General features: G+C 40.9%; 22 protein-coding genes and 2 riboswitches. Of the genes, 17 read left to right on the plus strand and 5 right to left on the minus strand.

What is annotated here, in order from left to right:
- Positions 1-188: 188 nt before the first annotated feature.
- The 3 genes from V7150_RS20885 to helD all read left to right on the plus strand — a co-directional run bounded on the left by V7150_RS20885 (position 189) and on the right by helD (position 3,712).
- Complete coding sequence (locus tag V7150_RS20885) at positions 189-758, plus strand: hypothetical protein (protein WP_335522120.1); 570 nt, start codon at positions 189-191, stop codon at positions 756-758.
- A 100-nt stretch (positions 759-858) separates the two neighbouring features.
- Positions 859-1,176: a DUF2278 family protein gene (locus tag V7150_RS20890; protein ID WP_335522122.1), complete on the plus strand. Its 318-nt coding sequence runs from the start codon at positions 859-861 to the stop codon at positions 1,174-1,176.
- A 229-nt stretch (positions 1,177-1,405) separates the two neighbouring features.
- Positions 1,406-3,712, plus strand: coding sequence for an RNA polymerase recycling motor HelD (gene helD / locus V7150_RS20895; RefSeq protein WP_335522123.1), 2,307 nt, complete (start codon positions 1,406-1,408; stop codon positions 3,710-3,712).
- Between the two features lie 837 nt (positions 3,713-4,549).
- On the opposite strand, the gene V7150_RS20900 is transcribed toward helD, so the two are convergent.
- Together V7150_RS20900 and V7150_RS20905 are read right to left on the minus strand one after the other, a co-directional pair.
- Positions 4,550-4,786 (minus strand): hypothetical protein, encoded by a 237-nt coding sequence (locus tag V7150_RS20900; protein ID WP_335522125.1) that lies wholly within the window; start codon positions 4,784-4,786, stop codon positions 4,550-4,552.
- Positions 4,787-5,039: 253 nt separating this feature from the next.
- Positions 5,040-5,234, minus strand: coding sequence for a hypothetical protein (locus tag V7150_RS20905; RefSeq protein ID WP_335522127.1), 195 nt, complete (start codon positions 5,232-5,234; stop codon positions 5,040-5,042).
- Positions 5,235-6,361: 1,127 nt separating this feature from the next.
- Between V7150_RS20905 and V7150_RS20910 the strand changes: the two genes are divergently transcribed.
- Complete coding sequence (locus V7150_RS20910; protein ID WP_335522129.1) at positions 6,362-7,705, plus strand: phenylacetate--CoA ligase family protein; 1,344 nt, start codon at positions 6,362-6,364, stop codon at positions 7,703-7,705.
- A gap of 186 nt (positions 7,706-7,891) precedes the next feature.
- Here V7150_RS20910 and V7150_RS20915 read toward each other — a convergent pair whose 3' ends face one another.
- Positions 7,892-8,596, minus strand: coding sequence for a YukJ family protein (locus tag V7150_RS20915; RefSeq protein ID WP_335522130.1), 705 nt, complete (start codon positions 8,594-8,596; stop codon positions 7,892-7,894).
- A 69-nt stretch (positions 8,597-8,665) separates the two neighbouring features.
- Positions 8,666-9,952, minus strand: a complete 1,287-nt coding sequence (locus tag V7150_RS20920; protein WP_335522131.1) for a hypothetical protein — start codon at positions 9,950-9,952, stop codon at positions 8,666-8,668.
- A gap of 506 nt (positions 9,953-10,458) precedes the next feature.
- On the opposite strand from V7150_RS20920, the gene V7150_RS20925 reads away from it, so the two are divergent.
- Entirely contained in the window at positions 10,459-10,860 is a 402-nt protein-coding gene (locus tag V7150_RS20925; protein ID WP_420490315.1) for an IS3 family transposase, read from the plus strand.
- 245 nt (positions 10,861-11,105) lie between these two features.
- On the opposite strand, the gene V7150_RS20930 is transcribed toward V7150_RS20925, so the two are convergent.
- On the minus strand, positions 11,106-11,369 hold the full coding sequence (locus tag V7150_RS20930) for a phage integrase N-terminal SAM-like domain-containing protein (RefSeq protein WP_335522134.1): 264 nt from the start codon (positions 11,367-11,369) through the stop codon (positions 11,106-11,108).
- Positions 11,370-11,766: 397 nt separating this feature from the next.
- Positions 11,767-11,961: riboswitch (cobalamin riboswitch) on the plus strand.
- Between the two features lie 23 nt (positions 11,962-11,984).
- Here V7150_RS20930 and V7150_RS20935 point away from each other — a divergent pair.
- The 12 genes from V7150_RS20935 (at position 11,985) to V7150_RS20990 (ending at position 22,682) form a co-directional block, all read left to right on the plus strand.
- Positions 11,985-12,143, plus strand: coding sequence for a hypothetical protein (locus V7150_RS20935; protein ID WP_335522135.1), 159 nt, complete (start codon positions 11,985-11,987; stop codon positions 12,141-12,143).
- 25 nt (positions 12,144-12,168) lie between these two features.
- Positions 12,169-12,354: riboswitch (cobalamin riboswitch) on the plus strand.
- Positions 12,355-12,589: 235 nt separating this feature from the next.
- The gene (locus V7150_RS20940) at positions 12,590-12,973 is read left to right on the plus strand and encodes a (2Fe-2S) ferredoxin domain-containing protein (RefSeq protein WP_335522137.1); all 384 of its coding nucleotides are present in this window, start codon (positions 12,590-12,592) and stop codon (positions 12,971-12,973) included.
- A gap of 2 nt (positions 12,974-12,975) precedes the next feature.
- On the plus strand, positions 12,976-13,689 hold the full coding sequence (locus V7150_RS20945) for a High-affinity nickel-transporter (protein WP_335522139.1): 714 nt from the start codon (positions 12,976-12,978) through the stop codon (positions 13,687-13,689).
- A 1-nt stretch (position 13,690) separates the two neighbouring features.
- A complete protein-coding gene (cobJ, locus tag V7150_RS20950; RefSeq protein ID WP_335522140.1) occupies positions 13,691-15,313 on the plus strand; it encodes a precorrin-3B C(17)-methyltransferase in 1,623 nt (540 codons plus the stop codon).
- 57 nt (positions 15,314-15,370) lie between these two features.
- A complete protein-coding gene (locus tag V7150_RS20955) occupies positions 15,371-16,327 on the plus strand; it encodes a sirohydrochlorin chelatase (protein WP_335522141.1) in 957 nt (318 codons plus the stop codon).
- On the plus strand, positions 16,324-17,124 hold the full coding sequence (gene cobK, locus V7150_RS20960) for a precorrin-6A reductase (protein ID WP_335522142.1): 801 nt from the start codon (positions 16,324-16,326) through the stop codon (positions 17,122-17,124). The genes V7150_RS20955 and cobK overlap by 4 nt, the downstream gene beginning before the upstream one ends.
- Before the next feature lie 16 nt (positions 17,125-17,140).
- Entirely contained in the window at positions 17,141-17,788 is a 648-nt protein-coding gene (locus V7150_RS20965) for a precorrin-8X methylmutase (RefSeq protein WP_335522144.1), read from the plus strand.
- Positions 17,789-17,791: 3 nt separating this feature from the next.
- Positions 17,792-18,895 (plus strand): cobalt-precorrin-5B (C(1))-methyltransferase, encoded by a 1,104-nt coding sequence (locus V7150_RS20970; RefSeq protein ID WP_335522146.1) that lies wholly within the window; start codon positions 17,792-17,794, stop codon positions 18,893-18,895.
- Positions 18,882-20,096, plus strand: coding sequence for a precorrin-6y C5,15-methyltransferase (decarboxylating) subunit CbiE (cbiE, locus tag V7150_RS20975; RefSeq protein ID WP_335522147.1), 1,215 nt, complete (start codon positions 18,882-18,884; stop codon positions 20,094-20,096). Before V7150_RS20970 ends, cbiE begins: the two co-directional genes overlap by 14 nt.
- Positions 20,090-20,791: a precorrin-2 C(20)-methyltransferase gene (gene cobI / locus V7150_RS20980; RefSeq protein WP_335522149.1), complete on the plus strand. Its 702-nt coding sequence runs from the start codon at positions 20,090-20,092 to the stop codon at positions 20,789-20,791. Before cbiE ends, cobI begins: the two co-directional genes overlap by 7 nt.
- On the plus strand, positions 20,788-21,561 hold the full coding sequence (gene cobM / locus V7150_RS20985) for a precorrin-4 C(11)-methyltransferase (RefSeq protein ID WP_335522151.1): 774 nt from the start codon (positions 20,788-20,790) through the stop codon (positions 21,559-21,561). The genes cobI and cobM overlap by 4 nt, the downstream gene beginning before the upstream one ends.
- Positions 21,561-22,682 (plus strand): cobalt-precorrin 5A hydrolase, encoded by a 1,122-nt coding sequence (locus V7150_RS20990; RefSeq protein WP_335522153.1) that lies wholly within the window; start codon positions 21,561-21,563, stop codon positions 22,680-22,682. The genes cobM and V7150_RS20990 overlap by 1 nt, the downstream gene beginning before the upstream one ends.
- Positions 22,683-22,698: the final 16 nt, after the last annotated feature.

Here is a 22,698-nt window from a genome sequence, read left to right on the forward strand (position 1 = left end):
AATACATCTCTCCCTAAAACTTTTCTTTTTAAAGGAATTATTAACAGGGTTTTTAAATCAAACAGGAGAGATTATTCAACTATCTGACAGGTTAGTTTTCTCATAACTATTAACAATATTTATTTAAAATAGGTAACTACCCAAACGAAATAGGAAAAATACCATACTTTATGGGTGTATGACTATCGATGAGGAGGTATTCATTAAATATGTATGGACAGTATCTACCATATAATAATAATAATTATTATGACCGGAAACCATTAGTATTACAGCATCCTAATTATTTTAGAGAAACTCTAGGGCCAATAACTGGTGATTTTAAAGACCCAAATGTGGCCTCGGTTTATGAGGTTACTACAGGTGGATCCGGAGGTGAATCCGCAGTCTTGGGCCACGATACACGTTCTATGAGCCTGACATTGAACCGGCTCAACTTACAGAGTGTCAATGATGCTGGGGGTGCTTGGCAAATTGAAGGCGGTAGAGTGTTTGTAGGAAATAATCAAATCGCAAATTATGCCAGTACAAAACGTATTGTGAATCAGGGAACTACGGCGCAGAATACGGCAATGCTGACGTTGACACTTTTCTTTATTGGTTTAGCTGGGCAGCCTCCCGAGAATATAACTCTTCAAGGAAGTCATGACTTTAGCTCTGGAAATCAAATTGGAAGCGTTAGTGCTGCATCAACCGCATATGCTTCTTATATCGGTAATCAGTTCAGAGTGTCAGGAACTACACTCGTTATTCAGTAATTATTGACGGTAGGCAATGTGGGTTGAACCTCTGGCGATATAGTTGGTAACCTCTTTGTACGAGGTTACCTTACATTAACAGTACAAAGATTACCAAAATGTGGACAGACAATTTTTCTCTAATATTATATCTAAACCAGAAAGTGGGAACAATGTAATCCTGCTAATGCAGTCATACCTCAATAATGTAAAAAGAATTTATATTTTCCGAGAACCCTATGTAACGGGATTAGGAGTACATAATGTTCATATGAATCAAGGTGATCCAATAGGTAGCGATTTTTCACAGGAAAATGGTATATGGCAAGACTGTGATGTTTTACTTGAGTATGAATTTCCAAAGCCATCATTTTCTATTCTCCTTACCAAATTTGAAACTCAATCATTGAATACAGATGAGCAAGGCCGTCCTCGATAATCGTACAAACTCTCGAGTAACCTGACGAAATACCAATAGGCTCCTGAACTGATAAAGTTAGGATTACGGTTAGTGAAAGAGAGACTAATTTAACAGCGGTTTTTAATGCTCCTTCAGACAATTGATTGAGGGGGTTTTCTTATTAAAAACTTGACTAGTATCAAAGATTTAGTTTAATCTTAATTTCCCATGCTTCCAAAATTGCACAGAGAGGTGAGGTGTGAAGAGGATGAGTGCCAAAGATCAAGTGTCTGTCCGAGACCATAAAGACTATCAAGCAGAAGTGGAGCGCTTAGAGTTTACAAAGGAATATATACGCACCGTTTTAGAAATTTCTGAGGGAAATAAAGAATTTTTCGTTGAAAATATGAAACAATCTTTTGCCGACCTGAATTCTAAGGATAGTAGTACGAGCTACACGGATCTCCTCGCGAATGCAAGTTTTCTTGAATTAGCTGAAAGTGAACTGAAAAGGTTAGAAAGCGTGATTGGTAAACCCTATTTTTCAAGGATTGATTTTACAAGCAATAGTACGAAAGCGGAAGAAATTTTGTACATAGGCAAAGTATCATTGTTTGACCGTGTGACACAGCAGCCCATTATCGTGGATTGGAGGTCACCGATTGCCAATGTCTACTATGACGGTCGGCTAGGAGAGGTGTCTTATGAAGCATATGGGGAGACACAATCCGGTTACTTGTCATTAAAGAGGCAGTATGACATCGTCGAAGGATTAATAAAAGAAATCAGAGACATCGATTTAACCACCCACGATGAACTTTTGCAGAAATCTTTGTCAGGTAAAGCAGACAATCGTTTAACAGAAATAGTGGCGACCATTCAAAATGAGCAAAATGAAGTGATCCGTGCATCTTTGAAACACCCCATTATAGTTCAAGGGGCCGCTGGAAGCGGGAAAACAACCATCGCACTCCATAGAATATCCTACTTTCTCTATTCCTTTGGGTTTAGATTTCCTCCAGAAAAATTAATGATTCTCGCACCCAACCGACTGTTTATTGATTATATATCTGCCGTCTTACCTGAATTAGGGGTCAACAAAATTAATCAAACCACCTATATCGATTTTATGAGAAGCTGCCTGGGGCAGAAAATAAAACTATTTTCACCAAATTCCAAGCTGATGAAGCTCCTTGAAGATAACGGAACAAATAAATCGATTCAATGGGTTTCCAGCTATAAAGGTTCACTCGAATTTAAGGAAGTAATCAATCGATATATAAATGAATTGGAATATAATCTAGCCCCAAAAGAGGATTTTGTCGTGGAAAATTCCGTTCTGATGAAGGGGAAAAAGCTCAAAAAACTATTTTTAAAAGAATATACGTACTTACCAATCTATAAAAGGCTTGGAAAAATAAAAAACCTATTAGAAGATGATTTGAAAAAGAAGAAATCACTGATGTTAGCTAACCTTAACAAGAAATATGAAGAAGCACTGGAGAAGGCCCTTTATAACACGAAGCTGAAACCAGATAAAAGAAAGCAAAAAGTAGTTTCCTTAATGGAAATGAAGGAAAAAAGAAAAAAGAGGGTGGAGCAGGAGGCCAAGGTCGCTGTAAAAAAATATATGGATGCATTTGTCATGAAAGATATTTTCACCTTGTATAAGGAACTCATGTCTTCATCTGAAAGGATCAAAGAGCATTCCACAACTCTTACTGAGAAAGAATGTAAGATTCTAAGTAAATATTGTTTACGGATCTTTAATCGAGGTGCATACGAACTGGAGGATTTAGCTCCACTGTTTTACATGAAGGCAAAACTGGAAGGCATCGATGAAAAATATAAAATGCGAAGTATCTTTATCGATGAAGCACAGGATTACAGTTATTTTCAATTTGCCGCATTAAAAGAAGGCTTTAATACAGACTTGTTTACTATTGTGGGAGATTTAGCACAAGGAATTCATTCCTATCGCGGCTTGAATAGTTGGGCACCGGTATTGAAAGATATCTTCCCTAATGCGAATTATCAATCCTTACAAAAAAGTTATCGAACGACCGTTGAGATAATGAATTTGGCAAACGATATCCTTCAGTTGATCGACCAAGACTTGCCAAAGGTCGAACCAGTCATTCGACATGGCCAAAAACCACATTTTAAAACGATTGACCCTACGAATCTGGAACAGGTAAGGCTGCAGCTGGAAAAAGACATATCCTCCCTCAAAGAGGAAGAGCTGCATTCCATCGCAATTATTGGACGTACCGACAGAGAATGCCAAAGAATCAATCAGATCCTAGAAAATAGCCATCTTCCGATTCAATTATTAGAGGAAAAGCAAGAGATGAAGAAGGGATATATCGTGATCTTACCTTCTTTTTTATCGAAAGGGTTGGAGTTTGATTCCGTTATGATTGTATGCTTGGAAGAACGATACTCTAAGGTAGATCTGGATATCAAATTGTTGTACGTGTCCATGACAAGACCCATGCATCGATTGTATTTATACGGAAGAGGCCCGGCAGACTTTTTATTACATCATGCGGACGATTTGCATTTCGATACGTAAAGGGAGGTATCGTCCATTGTAAGAAAAAGCAGGTAGGATTGAAAATTTTCGTTAAAAAGAGGAGACTTTGAGTCTAACGGGTTCCGTTTCCTATCGCAAACAATAAAAATGTTAATTAAAATGAGTGTTAAATTGTATATCAATTTGATACTCATTTTTTATTGGTGTATATCGATTTGTACGGAATTCCTACTTAAATTTGCATAGGAAATTGTACATAAATTTGTAAGGGCACACTGGCTGTTGTACCCTACAATTTCACTTGCATTTTAGTATACAAATCGTCCTAAAAAAATTATTGGACTGGATGTTGAGTCTGAAATATCTTTGGATATATATGTTGAAAATAAAGATAGTGAAAAAATTTACTTAAGCTAAGAGTTCAAGAAGGGATTTTCTTGATTTTTATCGAATAGGAATAAAATAGAAATCCCTTTATGGAGAGGGTGAGTTCATATGGTATCCAAAATTTTTAAGTTATTTTCTATTTTGAGTGCATTATTACTGATAAGTTATGTAATTTTTAGTTGGAATGATTATACGAGTAAAAGTATTTTAACTACGCAATTTCTTTCGATAAGTATGTTTGTATTCGGAGGAATAGGCAATTTACTTAGTAAGCAAAAGATAACGAAGATTATGGGGATTTTATTTTTGGCAGTAGCAATCTTTATCACGTTTGTTTCGATTTCCAAATATGCATAGTTCATAAGGGATAGCTCAGTTCATATTTGAACAGAGCCATTTCTTAAAGCTATTTTTTATTTGAGAGTTTAACTAACTACCGATTAGTACAATAAGAAAAAACAAATTCCGAAAAATTTGTTAGGAACTTCCTTAGTTATGATTACGTTCATTTCCCCTTTTGAAATTCCCTGTTATCTTAGCCATTATTAATTGTAATGCCTTTTCATTTTCAGCAGCATTAATTTTTTTAAAAAATTGTTCAGCATCTTTCCCTTTTAAGATTTTCACTTGTTTCCCATAATAATCTAAAAAAACTGTATTATTCTTATTAACCCGATAACTAAAAGGGGCTTCGTCTAAACGATTTCTTTTATCGATATTGTCCATTTTACCCTCCAATATATATTTCTTCTTCCACTAAATTGACCGTTAGTTTAAGAACAATCCATGCAATATCTATATTTATTTTAACATGAATATTCTTAATTTATTGTAAAATAAAGGAGAAATATATCAACATCCCTGTTTATTGGTCCATTTATGTATTGCAATTTGCATACGAAATTGTAGGTAGAAATGTAAGCATACACCAGCTATTGTACCCCGACTAATTGGATTACAATTTACCATACTCTGAATATCAAATTGTTGTACGTGTCCATGACAAGACCCATGCATCGACTGTATTTATACGGAAGAGGCCCGGCAGACTTTTTATTACATCATGCGGACGATTTGCATTTCGATACGTAAAGGGAGGTATCGTCCATTCTAAGACAAAGCAGGTATCTGGGCTGCCGCGATAGCTCAGGTACCTGCTTTTCTTCCTGTTCACGATCGATGAATAAAAGTAAATAAACATTTTTATAAAGCTAACTATAAACGAAGCCGTCCTACGATTATTTTTAATAACAGAGGAATTTGCAAGGATTCCATTAACGTAAAATATTTAACGTTGTTGGTTGGTATAAGGGAAACTAACCCCCAAGGAAGTAAGAAAAGCGTCTGAGAAAAAATTAGAAAATACTGAATTTTTATTACTCCATACATCCCCTGTGTTCTACTAGATAAAACCAGGTTTCTGAACATAGTATCTGTTGGCCTATAGAAGAGTTAAGTCGAATCTCACCAGGAGAGGGACAGTATTTTTCATCATATGAACTTTTACACATCCTATACCGTTGGTTAGGAAGATTGAATATTATTGATATTAATGACTTTCGGGTCTTTTGTGTTGGAATTATCACTAAACTTCGAGTCGTGACCGGTGCTCAAATTTTGACATTGGGCGACGTCAATAAAGAAGAAGGATCACCGCACTTGTCTGATGGTGGAATCAACCTCGATTATTTTATGTATCAGTTTGAAAGTAGAGTAGCCCGATGGACTTTTCAATTAATTAAACATGTGTTAAAAAACTAACTCCTTTTTTAAAATATAAACATTGATTTAACAACGCGTGCATAATATTAAACATAATTTGGTTGATCTTTCTTTTTGGCTGTTTTCGTAAAGTTTGTTGCTTTTTTAGTGTAATTTAACTTTAACTATCTGAGTTGATTGTAGCGGAGGGCACTTGACTCCTCGAAAATGCTAACGCATTTCCTTCGTGCGGTGATTAATCTAGGAAGCTTATTCAATGTCCTGCGTGAAAAAGAGGGAAGTGGGAGACCCCACAGGCGGTAACGCCGAGGAGAAGGAAAAGCGGAAGCGCCTTGTCCAGCCCCGACAAGCGCTGGAGGTCCTGACGTTGAAGTCGTTCTTTGACTTCAGCGGCAGGACCGAAGCGACCTCGAGGGGCTAGGCCCTGTAGCTAGACGTGCTCCCATCCCTCCCCGCGGAAAGCAAGTGTCTGGAGCGGAAATCAACGGACAAACTTTATAGTCTAAAAACAGCAATCTATGCAAAAAGAGCCTTCTTTTTAAACTATTTTGTCAAAATACTTTTACGAGGGGGAAAATGATGATCACAAATACGTATAAAAAATATTGGAATGAAGAAAGAGAAACATTGCATCCAAAGAAAAGAGAGGACATTATTTTAGCAAGAATTAAAGAGCAATTAGAATATGTCTACAATAAGCTGCCTTTTTATCGAAAACATTATGATCGCCACCATTTTAAACCCTCAGATGTCAAAACACTTGAAGATTTCACTACGAAGGTACCCATTATTACCAAAAAAATGCTTGTAGAGGACCAAAAAGAACATCCAATTTTCGGCAGTTATACTGGTCAATTTGAACCTGAAGAAATCGCAAGAATTCAAGGATCCAGCGGTACCTCCGGGATACCGACACTTTATCAAGTAAGTAATAAGGACTGGGAAAGAGCATCCGAACTACATGCCATGGCCTTGTGGTCTACGGGCTTAAGACCTCATGATACGCTCCAAATCAGTTTTCCATTCTCTCTTTTCTTTGGCGGCTGGGGTATTCTACAAGGTGCCGAACGGATTGGGTCTACAGTCTTTCCATTGGGAGCAATTGACTCAGACAGGCATTTAGAAATGATTGAGAGAATTAAACCTTCCACGTTTGTCGCTACACCCTCATATTTTTTGCATCTCATGAACAAATCTAGGGAAAAGCAGATAGATTTATCGAAAAGTTCAGTAGTTAGACTCATTGCCGCGGGAGAAGCTGGCGGTTCCTTGCCTAGTACAAAGGAACTTTTGTCAACAGGATGGGGAGCAAGTTTATTTGATACAGGGTCCACTTCGGAAATGTATCCATTCATGACAAGTACATCCTGTGAGGCCCAAGCAGGGGTCCACCTTTATCAAGATGAAGTTTTTACTGAAATTGTAAGTGCTGAAGACTCAAATACACCGATCCCAATGGGAGAAAGAGGAGCCGTCGTATACACACACCTCTGGAGAAAATCACAGCCAATGATTCGATTTTGGCCTGGTGACGAAAGCTTCATGACAAACGAACCATGTTCCTGTGGCCGTTCATATCCGCGACTTCCACATGGAATTCTTGGGAGATTAGACGACATGTTAATAATCAGGGGTGCAAACATTTACCCAAGTGCGATTGAAAGTTGTGTTCGCTCCTTGATGTGGAGTGGTGCTGAATATCAGATTTTCGTGGACAAAAAGGGTGCCTTGGATGAAATAACCGTAAATATTGAATACCGAAACGGATATAACAACAGTCAGTTAGATTCTTTTAAAAAGGAGGCAGAAGAATTGTTTAAGAGTAAGCTTGGAGTACGTGTTGGCGTTAATCTATATGAGCAGGGTATCCTGCCTGAAACAGTATTTAAAGCCCGTAGAGTGATTGATCATCGTAAAATATAAATTGGAAAAATGGTTTACTTTTTCAAAAAGTACCCATTTTTAAAATAAATATAATTATTATTAGAGGTCTCATGTTGATAAAAGATGATTTGCTTCATCCGGCAATTAAATATTGTTTTTCGAAAAAAATGGGAGCCCCTTGACCATTAGGGATTCCCAATATTGCTAGCTTCTACAATTGTTTTATTAATCAGTTACATTTCTGCTGGTTGGTGCATTGGTATGATTACACTCACTGACGGGCTTAGTGGCATGTCCTTGGTCATCAGTACACCAAGACTGAGATTGAAACGCGAGAAAAATTCCCACCCATCGATTTTCTTCCTCAAAGTGAATAAGAACACCGCCATCTTGCCATATCCCGTCGTCACTTTTCCACCTGGAGCTATTGCCTTGATTCATATGAATATCGTGGATGCCTCTGCCTGGTGAAAAACCAAAGTATTTGTCTTTTGCGTTTTCATTTTTAAATTTTTCACCATAGGCATAAACTGTAGCATTCTTGCTTTTCGCTTCATTTATATAGCTGCTGACTTTTTCATTTAAGTCATTATCTGGTCCATCTTCTGTTGCGGGAAGAGGTATCATTTTTGTTGGATCAAATAATCGGCCCCGAATATAATCTAATGCAATATTTTGATTGTCGTTGGAAATTTGCGTAAACCCTTCTTCAAATGTTGGAATAATTGTTATTTGTTCAGAGTTAAAATCTTCACTAACAAAATACAGGACTTCAGAAGGACTATCCTGCGAGGCTACGTTGATTGCAATTCTGTAATCCTTGCCGCCTGCTTTAACATGCACTTCGTAATGTGGAGTACGATCATTTGAATCCACAGGTCTGACATCAAAAACTTTACCTTTTAATAGTCCATATTTAAATAAGGGCATAGTTTTTTATAACCTCCAGTTTTAGTTGAATATCCCAATAATGGTGTTGTATGTAACGTGAACACAGATTTATTTTTGTAAAAACTCTGAAGTCCCTGCATTACCAACATTGGAGATGGCAGCTAATTCATCAACTATGTGTGTTTTCAAAAATGGACGATCAATTGCATCTTCTTTGATTTCGCGCCAATCAAAGCAACTTTGAATGGCTTGTTTATATTTGCCGCCGCTTAATTGTTGATCGATATCCATCATATTTTTCATAACCTTCCAATAACGCAAACCTTCAGCAGATGTCTTACTCCAAGCTCCTGCCATTAACTTACCAAAATAGTCACGTGCGTCAAGTAAAGCTTTTTTAAACTCCTCTTCTTTTCCTCGATATTGCTGTTCAAATTCTTTTTGTACGTTTGGTACTTCCTCGAAGTGAGCGTCATATGCTTGTTTACCCAGCTCCTTGGAAATAAGACCTCCTTCAATTAAGATATCTTGAAATACCTCGACCAAAACATCGAAAGCTCCGCCTGTAAATGGTTCAGATAAATCATGTGGCTCACTGCCAACATCGGACATTTTCTTGTTATTAAAAGCTTTACGAATTTCTCGAGCAGTACTTAATTCTCCCACTCGTGACAGTTCGTTAACTGAGAAGAGATTACCCTTTGTGTTCTTAAGGAGATGATCGATTACCGAATTAAAATGCAATGAAGAGACGATCGCTACCAAATCTCCGAACGCTTCATGGTGCCCATGATATTCATCTGTTTCTTGACCCGAACGCGGCTGCCCAATTGTACAATTTTTTATTGTATGCCCAGTTTCATGAGCTAGTACATCAAAGTTTTCACAATAAGGATTGGTATGGTCAATACTACCATCTGCATTACGTCCAAATCCAAATTCAAGAAACCCGTAGCCAGAGTGGGCATTATCCCATTCAACTCGAGGAATTAACTCGAGTTTAGGGAAATCCCTGTGGAAAAACCAATTAATAGGGTGTCCAAAATAACTTTCCCAGATATCTAAGACACGTCTAACAGTAGCATACATGGTCATAGAGGAAAACGCACGATCATTTGGGTCAATATAATCAAAATGTCCTTGTGCATCCGGCTGCACAGGCGGAAACCGAGGCCCATTATAAGGAGGCCCTTCTCCTTCAAATCGATACTCCCTTTTGTCCTTGGCATCAATTACATAAATTTTATCATCTTCGGGTCCAGCTTTAATCGAACCTGGCTGTGCATTTATGAAAACTACTTCAGGGTGCTCAAATCCTTCTAACTTTTTATTTTGTGAATAGATAAGGAATCTCGTTCCGTTTTGTTGGGCTTGAGCATCTAATAATTGAGACATTGCGCATCTCTCCTTTCTATATAAAAACTCAAATATTATTATTTAAACGATTACATTTTTTTATTCTAAGGGGAAAATAGACAATATTACCCTTACCCAAACCACACCCATCCGATTCTGAATTGTCGTATCAGGTACAACAGGGGAAAGAATTAATTTTGATGATATTGTAATAAGTAATTAATACTACATGTGAATTTAAAAAGATCATTCTAAATTCTAGTAGAAAAAACGGGGATTTGCCCCGATTTTTTATTGTGTGCGCCCAGCATGGGTGCAATCTATAGGGTGCAAGTCCCGAACTGTGAAGGCAGAAGTAGCAGTAGCTTAACGCAAGGGTTTCCGTGGTGACGCGAAATCTAAAGGAAGCGAGCGTCAAACCTCCGGTCTGAGGGAAACGAACTTCATATAAAGCTAGATATCATTGGATGAGTTTGCACAACAAAACAAAGTCCTTTCTGCCAAAGGTGGTATAGAGTAAATAAAGCCGATAGATGGAGGGAAAGATTGCACTCTTACCTATGGATCATACCATGACAAAAGAATTAGTAATGAATGTTTTAAAAATGGCTTACAAACGCCAGAAGCCCGTGAAAGGAGTTATTCATCATTCAAATCGTGGGGTCCGGTTTGCTTCTAACGAATATCTTAACCTATTAAAACAAAACCCTATGATAAGCAGCATGAGCCGTAAAGGAAACTGTTATGACAATGCTTGTATAGAGTCTTTTCATGGTATTTTAAAGCGTGAGCTAGTCTATCAAACTAAGTATAAAACAAGGCCAGAAGCGAGAAAATCACTCTTTGAGTATATTGAGTTTTTCTATAACTCAAAGAGAATTCATTCAACGATTGGATATTATACACCGAATGAATATGAGAAGATGCATTATTCTTCCCTAGTTTAAATTTCACCTTCCTCAAAAAGTTTAAAAGGATTTTATTTTACACTTTTTGAGGAAGGCCACCAAGAGTAAGCGCGGTAGAAATTCTGTGTCTAGATTCTTGACATAGTATCAACTCCCATAAATTAAAACGAAGATGGCTTTATGTTTTAGATTCTCCGTTGAATCCAAAAGAGCTATGACATCTTCTCTTGAAGGGATAACGGGAAAGGTCTTAACCCTTTTCATCAATGGAACTTTTTCTCATTCTAATCCTTCTCTAATACAAAAGTATAGGAAAATCTAATGGATGAAATATATTTATTAATGGTCCCAGTAGAGAGACCTTTTTCTTTTTTTAGGAAGAGGATATATTGTTGGATATCTTCTTCTTTAATATCTTCTATGGATATATTTGAATTCTGCATAAAAGATAAGAATGCACGTATTCTTCTCCAATATGATTCTCTTGAGGAGTCGGGGGTACCTTTAAGATCAAAGAATAGTTCAATTTTTTTATCATATTGCTTCATAAAAATTCCTCCTGATGATTGATTAATAGATGAGTTGAATAATTAATCATTAAAAGGAGGAGCACGGCATAAGAAAAAGTATGACCTTCTATGGATTGTTTGGTTTGGCGATTAAACAATACCACAAAGAGGGCATACTTTTTTGTTATAAATAAAATTATTTTATATTGGGCATTTAAAGAGCCATCGCGTTAGCGATTTCGTTCTTCTCATGGTTCAAAGGATGTTAGGGTGTTACTGACCATAAGAACCGTCCCCATGGCTCCTTGTCTTTTTGATATTTCTAAATATATAGTCCAAATGTATCAATAGGAAAAAAATTCTTGAATTATGAAATTCATTAAGCTAGTATATGGAATAAGTTCTTTTATTTTCAAAGTTTAATAGATTTCATATAAGTCAAATAGATAGTTAAGATGCCGAACGGCTGAAAAGGGAATCTGGTGTAAGACCGGAACTGCCCCCGCAACTGTAAGTGTGGACGAAATAGGCAAACCACTGTATTGATATTTTATAAAAAATATGGATACGGGAAGGGCTTAGAGTAGGAGGATACACAAGTCAGGAGACCTGTCTTAATTATAAAAGTTTCCATTTTCTTCGGGGATTGAGAGGATGAAACGTTGGCGACAAAAGGGATGGCTATTTTTTGCCCTTATCTGCTTTCGTTTTATCCGTTCAATCATCGTTGAACGGATTTTTTATTTTGGCTTTAAAAATGTAAAAATATTAGACATAGGTTCTAGAGCCTTTGAAAGGGAATTGGTTGGTTAAGGGCAAATCATTGCCCACCAAAATTACATATGATTAGGGAAAAGGTGCGCTATTTGAAAAAGGCGCTTAAAAGGGAAGAACGGTGAAATTCCGTCACGGTACCCGCCACTGTTATGGGGAGTTTCATTGCAAATGTCACTGAAGAAATTCGGGAAGACGCAATGGGATGATGAACCTGAGTCAGGAGACCTGCCTTGCCCTAGATACTTCATTTAACCTACGGGCTTATAGGTGGAAGTGTGGATAAATGGAATCATTCTGTGGATTTTTGGATGAGTTTACTCTGCACCCCTATTTTTGTAGGGGTGCTTTTTTATATTTGGCTATGTTAAAGCTGTCAAGCGCCGGGGAAGCTCCTGGGCAGCCAGCAGAAAGATAGCGCCTGGAGAGTATATCATCAGGCAAGTTTAACAAAGTCTATACTTTAAAAGATTGGGAGAGTGTTTATGACCACTTGGAATTTAACAGGGACGAAGCATCACGTATTGATTTGTAACGGCAGCAGCTGCATGAGAAAAGGAGGGGAGGAGGCAACCCAGGAAATTCGGAATGAGATTGCGGAATTGGAGTTGGATTCATTGATCCATACGACAAGGACTCGCTGCAATGGAAGATGTAAGGATGCCCCTGTAGTCATCGTTTATCCTGAAGGAATCTGGTACAAAGAGGTCACACAAGGGGTAGGCCGACAAATCGTCAGGCAGCACTTAGCTGGTGGATGTTCCCTCGAAGAGCACGTGATTTATCAATATAATCAGGAAGGCTTTTTTCCACCAGACCAAACAGAATGTATTGAGGGAATATCAAAAACGGTAAAAAGGAGTACATAAACATGGAACTAATTACATTTGCTTTGTTAGCCGTAATGATCGGGATGAGACATGGAATCGATGGAGACCATGTGGCAGCTATTGCCGATATGGTCGGCAGTGAGCAACAAAAAAGAAAACAGGTTTCTCTTGGAATCATGTACGCGATTGGACATGGTGTGATTGTCCTGATTGTTGGCCTGATATCAATTTTTATTGGTCTGGAGCTGCCAAATACAACGCGCCAGGTTATGGAAATTCTTGTGAGTCTCACGTTGATTATTTTGGGAGGATTCATTTTATATTCGCTCCTTCAACAAAGAAATGACTATGAGTACAAAAGCCGTTTGAAGATTGTCTATGAATGGATGGCCAAGTTGATGGCGAAATGGAAGCTGGGAATCAACGAGAAAGCGGTATCCTCAATCAAAATGGGAGTAATCAGTGCCTTTGTGATTGGAATCATTCACGGGATCGGAGTGGAAAGTCCTACACAGATTGCCCTTCTAACGAATGCAGTAGGATTAAATAATGTAACGGCGGCGACGATGCAATTGCTTTTATTCGTTCTTGGACTGTTAATTTCGACTATTTGTGTCACCTTCTTTCTTTCGTGGGGATTTTTGAAAGCAAAACTGAAGAAACAAGTGTACATAGTTCTAGGATTGATCACTGGAATGTACAGCCTGGGATTGGGTGTCTCCATGCTGCTGGAACTTTGGAAAGGAGGAATATGAGATGAGGGGAAAGTTGCTGATCATCGGATTTGGACCTGGAAGTTCCGACCATATTACAGATCGGGCCAGAGAAGCGATTCAAGAAAGTGACATTATCATTGGCTATAAAACCTATGTTGACTTAATTGAACGGTTATTAATAAACCAGGAAATCATAAGTACGGGAATGACAGAGGAAGTGACCCGAGCCCAGGAAGCTGTCAGAAGGGCGGAACAAGGGAAAAAGGTGGCCGTTATTTCCAGCGGTGATGCGGGTGTATACGGAATGGCAGGCCTTATTTATGAGGTTTTGATTGAGAAAGGGTGGAAAAAGGCAACGGGTGTAGAAGTGGAAGTCATCCCTGGAATTTCTGCGATTAATTCTTGTGCATCATTATTGGGAGCCCCAATCATGCATGATGCCTGTACAATCAGTTTAAGTGACCATTTAACACCGTGGAATTTGATTGAAAAAAGAATTGAAGCAGCCGCACAGGCTGATTTTGTGATCGCTCTTTATAATCCAAAAAGCGGGAGGAGGACGAGACAAATTGCAGAAGCGCAAAGAATTCTATTAAAATACCGTTCCTCTGACACACCGGTAGGGCTGGTAAAGAGTGCCTATCGCGACCGCCAAAGTGTGGAGATGACGAATTTACAAGATATGCTTAATCATGAGATAGGCATGTTAACGACGGTCATTATCGGGAATTCTTCTACCTTCTTTTATGATGACCTGATGATAACGCCGCGTGGGTATCAGCGGAAATATACGTTAAATCAAACGGAACAGCCGTTAAAGCCGCATCAGCGGCTGAGAAGGGAAGCGGAACCATGGGCACTTGAGCAGCTTGGAGTGTCAAGGACCCTCAAGAGCCAATCAGCCGCCGTAAACGTGAAAGCTACAGCAAGAGAAATGGCAGAGGCAGCTTTACAAAAGATTGTGGGTGAAGGTCCTGCATTCACGGAAGGGTCCTTTTCTATCGAAGACATTCAAGAAATTTTTGAGCTTGCTGTCAGCCCTGGAGTGGCAAATAAAAAATTTACACCAGTGCAGATGAAGGTATTGGCAGAAGTGGTCGGAGAGGAAGGTGTGATGGAATATACACCTGACCATCAGATAAAACTTCAGATACCTACTTCCAATCCTGATCAAGTCATTGAAAAGCTGCTGACGTCGGGCCTTTTATTATCTCCGATCGGCGATGTCTTAACGTTAAAAGCATGTGATTTTTGTGACGGAGACAAAAAGGATTCTATTCCTTATGCCGAAGAGATTCACGAAAAGCTGGGGGGAATGGACCTTCCAAAGGAATTAAAAATTGGCTTTAATGGCTGCGGCATGGCCTGCTACGGGGCAGTAAAGGAAGATATCGGCATTGTGTACCGTAAAGGAGCATTCGATTTGTTTTTGGGAGCAAAGACTGCCGGGCGAAATGCCCATCCAGGCCAAATTGTGGCAGAAGGAATTGCACCTGATCAAATTGTAGGCTTTGTTGAGAGGATCATTGATGAATACAAAGAAAAAGGCCATCCAAATGAACGTTTCCATAAATTTTTTAAACGTGTCAAAAGGATTCAAGGATTCGAATACCGGGATGTAACCCCAAAAATCGAAATAGAAGCAGCTGTTTGTGGGGATTAATAGTTTGCAAGATAACAAGGGGATTAAAAGCGCTTTTTACAAAGGGGAGGAAAGATGATGAAAGCAATCTTATTTGTGGGCCATGGAAGCAGGGATCCTGAAGGAAATCATCAAGTACGTCAATACATTGAAAACATGAGAGCCAATTGGGACGATTCCTTATTAGTTGAAACTTGTTTTTTAGAATTTGAACGTCCAACCGTTAATCAAGGAATTGATCTATGTGTCGAGAAGGGGGCCACTCACGTTTATGTTATTCCGATCATGCTCCTGCAGGCTGGACATTCTAAAATTCATATTCCGGCCGCGATTGATGAAGCAAAGGAAAAATACCCTGATGTACACTTTACATACGGGAGACCAATAGGAGTTCATGAGGAAGCCTTTGAAATCTTAAAAACTAGATTAGCAGAAATCGGGGAGAACTTGGATCGTCCCCCTTCCGATACGGCCATCCTCCTGTTAGGGCGCGGTGGTAGCGATGCGGATGCCAATAGTGATTTATATAAGATTTCTAGATTGCTATGGGAGAAAACAAACTACAAGCTGGTAGAACCGGCGTTTATGGGGGTAACGAATCCCCTGGTGGATGAAGGAATCGAGCGCTGTATAAAGCTCGGAGCTGCCAAAGTCATTATCCTGCCTTATTTTTTATTTACAGGAATTTTAATCAAACGATTAGAGAACATGATGGGCCAGTTCGCAGAACAATATCCGCAGATTGATTTTCAATTGGCTGGCTATTTTGGCTATCATCCAAAACTGCAAACTATTTTGAAGGACCGCGTGGAGGAAGCGATTGGTGATGAAGTGAAAATGAACTGTGATACATGCCAGTATCGGCTGCTTGCAATGGAGCATGTTGATCATCACCACCACCATGACCACGATCATGATCACCATCATCACCATGACCACGGACATCATCATGACCACAGTCATCACCATCATCACGAACACGGTCAGGAGACAATACATGTCGATGAAGGGAAGAAGGCAGGTAATTTTAAATGATTCTTTTTCTAGCCGGAACAAGTGATGCACGTTCGCTCGCTTTAGAAATGAAGGAAGCAGGCTACAGTCTACACTGTACGGTGGTAACCGAAAATGCCGCGGAGGAGCTTAAAAAGGCTGGACTTATTGTCCAAGTTGGCCGATTAACAGCCGAAGACATGGTGAGCTTGATAAAAGCAAAAGGAATTCGAGCAATTGTGGATGCGAGTCATCCATTTGCAGAAGAAGCATCCAAAAATGCGATAAGTGCGGCAAAAAAGGGAGGGGTTCCTTATATTCGTTATGAACGCGAGTCCCAAAGCTTTCAATATGAAAAGATGACAGTAGTCGAGAGCTACGAGGACGCTGCAGAAGCAGCGGCTGCGAGAAAAGGGGTTGTCATGCTGACGACAGGCAGCAAAACGTTGCGTGTTTTTACGGAAAAATTATTAGGGAATCCAGAGATCCGGCTGATTGCCCGTATGCTTCCCAGAGCCGACAATATGGAAAAGTGCGAACAGCTTGGTCTGCCACAAAAAAATATTGTTGCTATCCAGGGACCATTTACAAAGGAGTTTGACCAAGCCCTTTATAAACAGTACGGGGTCACCTTAATGATTACAAAGGAAAGTGGAAAAGTCGGTTCTGTTGATGAAAAGGTAGAGGCAGCCAAGGATTTGGGGATTGAAATCATTATGATAGGACGGCCGAAAATTCAATACGGAATCGTTTTTTCCGATTTTTCCGAGGTCATCCAAGCATTAAGGCAGTCTGTGCCCAGCCAATCAGTCACATGTAAAAAAGAAACTGTATTTTAATAAAGGAGTGAAGAAAATGGATTTTCGTACTGAATTTAAACCAATCACGATTCAGCCGCAACAAATAGAGGAAAGAAGCTTTGAAATGATTAATGAGGAAATTGGGGAGCATCCATTTACGGCAGAGCAATATCCGATTGTCCAGCGAATCATTCATGCATCGGCTGACTTTGAATTAGGAAAAAGCGTCCTCTTTCATCCTGATGCCATCCATTCCGGAATCCGGGCAATTCGAAGCGGAAAAAAAGTGGTCGCCGACGTTCAAATGATCCAAAGCGGGGCTAATAAAACCCGAATTGAAAAGTACGGCGGAGAAATCAAGGTGTTTATTTCCGACCCGGATGTCATTGCGGAAGCCAAACGATTAAATACGACAAGGGCCATCATCTCAATGCGAAAAGCAATCAAAGAAGCGGAAGGCGGCATCTTTGCGATTGGGAATGCGCCAACTGCCCTACTCGAACTAATCCGTCTCATAAAAGAAGGGGAAGCCAAACCAGGGCTTGTCATCGGGCTGCCGGTTGGATTTGTTTCAGCAGCTGAATCAAAAGAGGAACTAGCCAAGCTGGATGTTCCATTCATCACCAATATTGGCAGGAAAGGCGGCAGTACCGTTACCGTTGCAGCATTAAACGCCATTTCCATTCTTGCCGACCGGGGATAACACATGCAGGAAGTACCAAAAGGAAAGCTGCGTGAAGGATATACGACAGGGGCCTGTGCAACAGCAACCACAAAGGCGGCGCTGACGGGATTAATTACCGGGGAACTGCAAACCGAGTCCACGATTTACCTGCCAGTTAAGCGTTTTGCCACCTTACATATCGAAAGCTGTGAGATCACTGCTCAAATGGCAACAGCAAGTACGATTAAAGACGCGGGTGATGACCCCGATGCCACTCACAGGGCCTTAATCTGTTCAACTGTTTCGTGGTCGGATGATCCAGGCATCGCGCTTGATGGGGGTGTCGGGGTTGGACGGGTTACAAAGGATGGCTTGCCAATTCCTGTCGGGGAGGCAGCTATTAACCCTGTGCCCCGGAAAATGATTCGTGAGACGGCAGAAGGAGTTTTAAAGGATTTTGGGATTACGAAAGGAATCAAAATCGTTATTTCGGTACCAGACGGCGAAGAAATTGCGAAAAAAACGCTCAACGGCCGCTTAGGGATTATCGGCGGAATTTCGATTCTTGGGACCCGAGGTATTGTCGTTCCTTTTTCAACAGCAGCCTATAAGGCCAGTATCATTCAAGCAATCAGTGTTGCCCGGGCAAGCGGCTGCGAGCACATCGTCATTACGACGGGCGGGCGAAGTGAAAAATATGCGATGAAGCAATTCCGTGAACTTTCTGAAGAAGCCTTTATCGAGATGGGCGACTTTGTCGGTTTTACCCTAAAACAGTGCAAGAAGCAAGGGGTAAAAAGAGTTTCCATGGTCGGCATGATGGGGAAATTCTCCAAGGTCGCGATGGGAATTATGATGGTCCACTCGAAAAGCGCCCCTGTTGATTTTAATTTTTTAGGTGACGTTGCCAGCCGTGCGGGTGCTAATGCCGCCCTGGTTGAGGAAATAAAAAATGCCAACACAGCTTCGCAGGTTGGCGACATGATGGCAGCACAGGGCCATCTCTCCTTTTTTGAAAAGCTAAGCGATAATTGCTGCCTTGCTGCTTTAAAGGAAGTGGATGGCGGGATCGATGTAGATACGACCCTTTATACGTTGAAGGGTGAATTTTTAGGAAAGGCGGTGCGAAATAATGGCAGCTATTAAAATGATCGGTATTGGGGATGAAGGAACAGTAAGCCTGTTGCCGATGTATGAAAAGTGGATTGATGCAAGTGAAGTATTAATAGGAGGAAAGCGGCAGCTTTCTTTTTTCCCTGAATACAGCGGAGAAAAAATCGTCATTGAAAGCGGCCTTTCATCACTTGTTGAGCGCTTGCAGTCCGAGACGAGAAACGTTGTGATTCTGGCATCCGGAGATCCTTTGTTTTATGGACTAGGAAGCTATTTATCTTCTAAAATCGATTTGGACATTTATCCTTATTTAAGTTCTGTCCAGCTTGCCTTTGCCAGAATGAAAGAAAGATGGCAGGACGCTTTTTTCACCAGTGTTCACGGCAGGAGCATGAAAGGCTTGGCCCAGCGGATCGATGGGAAAGAGAAAATCGCGATTTTAACCGATACGGAGAATTCACCAAACAAGATTGCCCAGTACCTTCTCTCCTTTGGAATGACCGAATTTCAAGCATTTGTTGGAGAAAACCTGGGCAATGAACAGGAGCGATGCCGCTGGTTCAGCCTCAAAGAAATGAGCGATACCCAGTTTTCACCGCTCAATGTTGTCATTCTCAAAAAAACAGGTGAAAATCCGCGCTGGTCCATTGGCATTGACGATGAGGAGTTTTTTCAGCGAAAACCTGATAAAGGGTTGATCACCAAAAAGGAAATTCGTACCTTAAGCATCAGTGCCCTAAGGCTTAAGGAAGACAGTATCGTGTGGGATATTGGGACATGTACTGGTTCGGTTGCGATTGAGGCAGCGAAGATTGCCCGGGAAGGCCAGGTTTTTGCGATTGAAAAGAACGAAGGCGACCTAGAAAACTGCAAGCAGAATTTAGCCAAGTTCCGTGTCGATGCAACAATCCTTCATGGGAAAGCCCCAGACGGATTAGATACATTCCCAGATCCGGATGCTGTATTTATAGGCGGGACCGCAGGCGGGATGGGGGACATTTTGGATATCTGCTGCAATCGCCTAAAGGATGGCGGACGCATCGTCTTAAATGCTGTTACCATTGAAAATCTTTCAGAAGCGATGACGGGATTTAAAGAGCGGGGCTATCAAACAATTATTACACTTGCACAAATTTCGAGAAGTAAGCCGATTTTGAATCTCACAAGATTTGATGCATTAAATCCGATTTACATAATAGAAGCATGGCGACAGGAAGGGGAGTCAGGATGTTAGGGACATTATACGGCTTAGGGGTTGGACCCGGGGATCCGGAGCTAATAACCGTAAAGGCGTTTCGAAAATTAAAGGAATCACCAGTGATTGCCTATCCGAAAAAACAAAAGGGCAGCAAAAGCTATGCCCAGCGAATTATTGAAGTTTATTTTCAACCGAACGAAAAGGAAATGCTTGGCCTTGTCTTTCCGATGACAAAGGATTCGGCGACATTGGATAGAAAATGGACGGAAACCGTGGAAAGTGTCTGGGAAAAGCTGCAGGCGGGAAAAGATGTTGCCTTTGTCACAGAAGGAGATCCTCTTCTCTACAGTACGTTTATTCATATGATGCGCTTGATGCAGGAGAAGCATCCGGAAGTCCCGATTGAGGTTGTACCGGGAATTTCTTCGATCAATGGAGCCGCCTCCAGGCTGGGGATCCCCTTGGCAGATGGCGATGAGCATGTGGCAATTGTTCCGGCGCGGGATGACTATGAAACCATGAAAAAAGTAATCGAAGAAAATGATTGTGTTATTTTTATCAAAGTAGCCAAAGTCATCGATTTAATGCTTGCAGTATTACGTGATTTAGATTTGCTCCACAAGGCTTCGGTTGTCACAAAGGTCACATCGGATGAGGAGATTATTTGGCAGGCTGACGAGCTGGAAGGAGCCGAGCTTGAATACTTAACGTTAATGGTGGTGAGGAAATGAAGCTTTATATCATCGGTGCGGGTCCCGGCGATCCGGATTTAATCACGGTAAAAGGTCTTCAACATCTACAGGAGGCAGACGTTGTCCTATATGCGGATTCTCTTGTCAATGAGGAATTAATCGCCAAAGCAAAACCTTCAGCGGAAGTGCTAAAGACAGCCGGCATGCATCTGGAAGAGATGGTTGATATTATGGCCGGCCACATTAAGCAAGGCAAAAAGGTCGTTCGTGTCCATACCGGGGACCCGGCGGTTTATGGTGCTATTATGGAACAGATCGTTCTGTTAAAAAAGAAAGGCATTGAAGTCGAAATTGTTCCGGGAGTTAGCTCCGTCTTTGCAGCAGCGGCTGCGGCACAAGCTGAGCTGACGATTCCCGATTTAACGCAAACTGTTATTCTGACACGAGCCGAGGGCAGAACACCAGTACCGGAATTTGAAAGGCTGGTGGATTTAGCGAAGCATCATTGCACTATTGCGCTATTCTTAAGTGCGACGTTAACAAAAAAACTGGTCAAGGAATTGACCGAGGCCGGCTGGAGTCATGATACCCCTGTTGCCGTCGTCTATAAAGCATCCTGGCCGGATCAAAAAATTGTCCGGACCACACTTGAACGTTTGGATGAAGATATGCGTGTGAACGGGATCAGGAAACAGGCGATGATTTTGGCCGGCTGGGCCCTTGATGAAAACATCCACGATCAAAATTATCGTTCAAAGCTCTACGACAAAACCTTTACCCACGGATTCCGCCGGGGGGTAGAGGCCTGATGATCGAGTTGCTGGAAGCACAAAAGGCGGTCATTCAGCAGAAGGGTGACTATGCCGTTGTGGCGATAACAAAGCATGGAGTAGAACTGGCACGAAAGCTGGGACATTCTTTTCAAAATGCTGATGTCTACTATATGAGTAAATTTGAAAAAGGGGATGAGGGGGAGAAGGACATTCAATTATTCACTGGCAGCGTCCGCCTTCTTTTCCCTTCTCTTTTTGAAGCCTACAAGGGATTGATCATTATTATTTCCCTTGGAGCGGTTGTCCGCATGATTGCTCCGCTATTAAAAGATAAAAAAACTGACCCTGCCGTTGTCGTGATCGACGATAAGGGAGAACATGTAATCAGCGTGCTGTCAGGACATATCGGCGGCGCCAACGAACTAACAAAGGAAGTGGCAGCTGCGCTAAAGGCCCGTCCGATCATTACGACCGCTTCGGATGTACAGGAAACGATTGCGGTTGATTTGTTCGGGAAACGGTTTGGCTGGGTTTGGGACTCGGCAGAAAAACTGACCCCAGTGAGCGCTTCGGTCGTGAACGAAGAAAAGATTGCCGTCGTGCAGGAATCAGGCGAAAAGGAATGGTGGCAGTATGGCCGCCCCCTTCCGGAAAATATTAAGTCCTACCGATTTATTCCAGAGGCACTGGCAGAAAAGCTGGATGCTGCACTCGTGGTAACACATCGAAATTTATTGGAAGTGGAAAAGCAGATTTTACATAATGGCGTCTTATACCGGCCAAAGGTCATTGTCCTTGGCATGGGCTGCAACCGCGGGACCTCTGCAGAAGAAATTGATGCAGTGATTGACGAAACACTGGAGGAATTAAACTTTTCCAAAAAAAGTGTCAAGGCCCTTTGTACGATTGATTTAAAAAAGGATGAAGCAGGGTTGCTGGAAGTGGCTAATAAAAACCGCTGGGAGTTTATTTATTACACCCCAGAGGAACTAAATTCCATTAACATTCAAGACCCGTCGGAAACTGTTTTTAAATATACCGGGGCATACGGCGTCAGTGAGCCGGCTGCGTTGTTGTACAGCGGAGCGGAAAAATTGGCGTTAACGAAAAAGAAATCAGGTAATGTGACCATTTCAGTAGCGGTCATTCCCTATTGACGAAGGAGGGGAAATG

This window comes from Neobacillus drentensis, assembly GCF_036965245.1.
Taxonomy (GTDB): domain Bacteria; phylum Bacillota; class Bacilli; order Bacillales; family Cytobacillaceae; genus Neobacillus; species Neobacillus drentensis_G.

Coding starts and splice junctions, on each gene's coding strand:
- V7150_RS20885 (WP_335522120.1), top strand. CDS start 189: ATGAGGAGGTATTCATTAAATATGTATGGACAGTATCTACCATATAAT.
- helD (WP_335522123.1), top strand. CDS start 1,406: ATGAGTGCCAAAGATCAAGTGTCTGTCCGAGACCATAAAGACTATCAA.
- V7150_RS20900 (WP_335522125.1), bottom strand. CDS start 4,786: ATGGACAATATCGATAAAAGAAATCGTTTAGACGAAGCCCCTTTTAGT.
- V7150_RS20910 (WP_335522129.1), top strand. CDS start 6,362: ATGATCACAAATACGTATAAAAAATATTGGAATGAAGAAAGAGAAACA.
- V7150_RS20915 (WP_335522130.1), bottom strand. CDS start 8,596: ATGCCCTTATTTAAATATGGACTATTAAAAGGTAAAGTTTTTGATGTC.
- V7150_RS20920 (WP_335522131.1), bottom strand. CDS start 9,952: ATGTCTCAATTATTAGATGCTCAAGCCCAACAAAACGGAACGAGATTC.
- V7150_RS20930 (WP_335522134.1), bottom strand. CDS start 11,369: ATGAAGCAATATGATAAAAAAATTGAACTATTCTTTGATCTTAAAGGT.
- V7150_RS20935 (WP_335522135.1), top strand. CDS start 11,985: ATGAAACGTTGGCGACAAAAGGGATGGCTATTTTTTGCCCTTATCTGC.
- V7150_RS20940 (WP_335522137.1), top strand. CDS start 12,590: ATGACCACTTGGAATTTAACAGGGACGAAGCATCACGTATTGATTTGT.
- V7150_RS20945 (WP_335522139.1), top strand. CDS start 12,976: ATGGAACTAATTACATTTGCTTTGTTAGCCGTAATGATCGGGATGAGA.
- cobJ (WP_335522140.1), top strand. CDS start 13,691: ATGAGGGGAAAGTTGCTGATCATCGGATTTGGACCTGGAAGTTCCGAC.
- V7150_RS20955 (WP_335522141.1), top strand. CDS start 15,371: ATGAAAGCAATCTTATTTGTGGGCCATGGAAGCAGGGATCCTGAAGGA.
- cobK (WP_335522142.1), top strand. CDS start 16,324: ATGATTCTTTTTCTAGCCGGAACAAGTGATGCACGTTCGCTCGCTTTA.
- V7150_RS20965 (WP_335522144.1), top strand. CDS start 17,141: ATGGATTTTCGTACTGAATTTAAACCAATCACGATTCAGCCGCAACAA.
- V7150_RS20970 (WP_335522146.1), top strand. CDS start 17,792: ATGCAGGAAGTACCAAAAGGAAAGCTGCGTGAAGGATATACGACAGGG.
- cbiE (WP_335522147.1), top strand. CDS start 18,882: ATGGCAGCTATTAAAATGATCGGTATTGGGGATGAAGGAACAGTAAGC.
- cobI (WP_335522149.1), top strand. CDS start 20,090: ATGTTAGGGACATTATACGGCTTAGGGGTTGGACCCGGGGATCCGGAG.
- cobM (WP_335522151.1), top strand. CDS start 20,788: ATGAAGCTTTATATCATCGGTGCGGGTCCCGGCGATCCGGATTTAATC.
- V7150_RS20990 (WP_335522153.1), top strand. CDS start 21,561: ATGATCGAGTTGCTGGAAGCACAAAAGGCGGTCATTCAGCAGAAGGGT.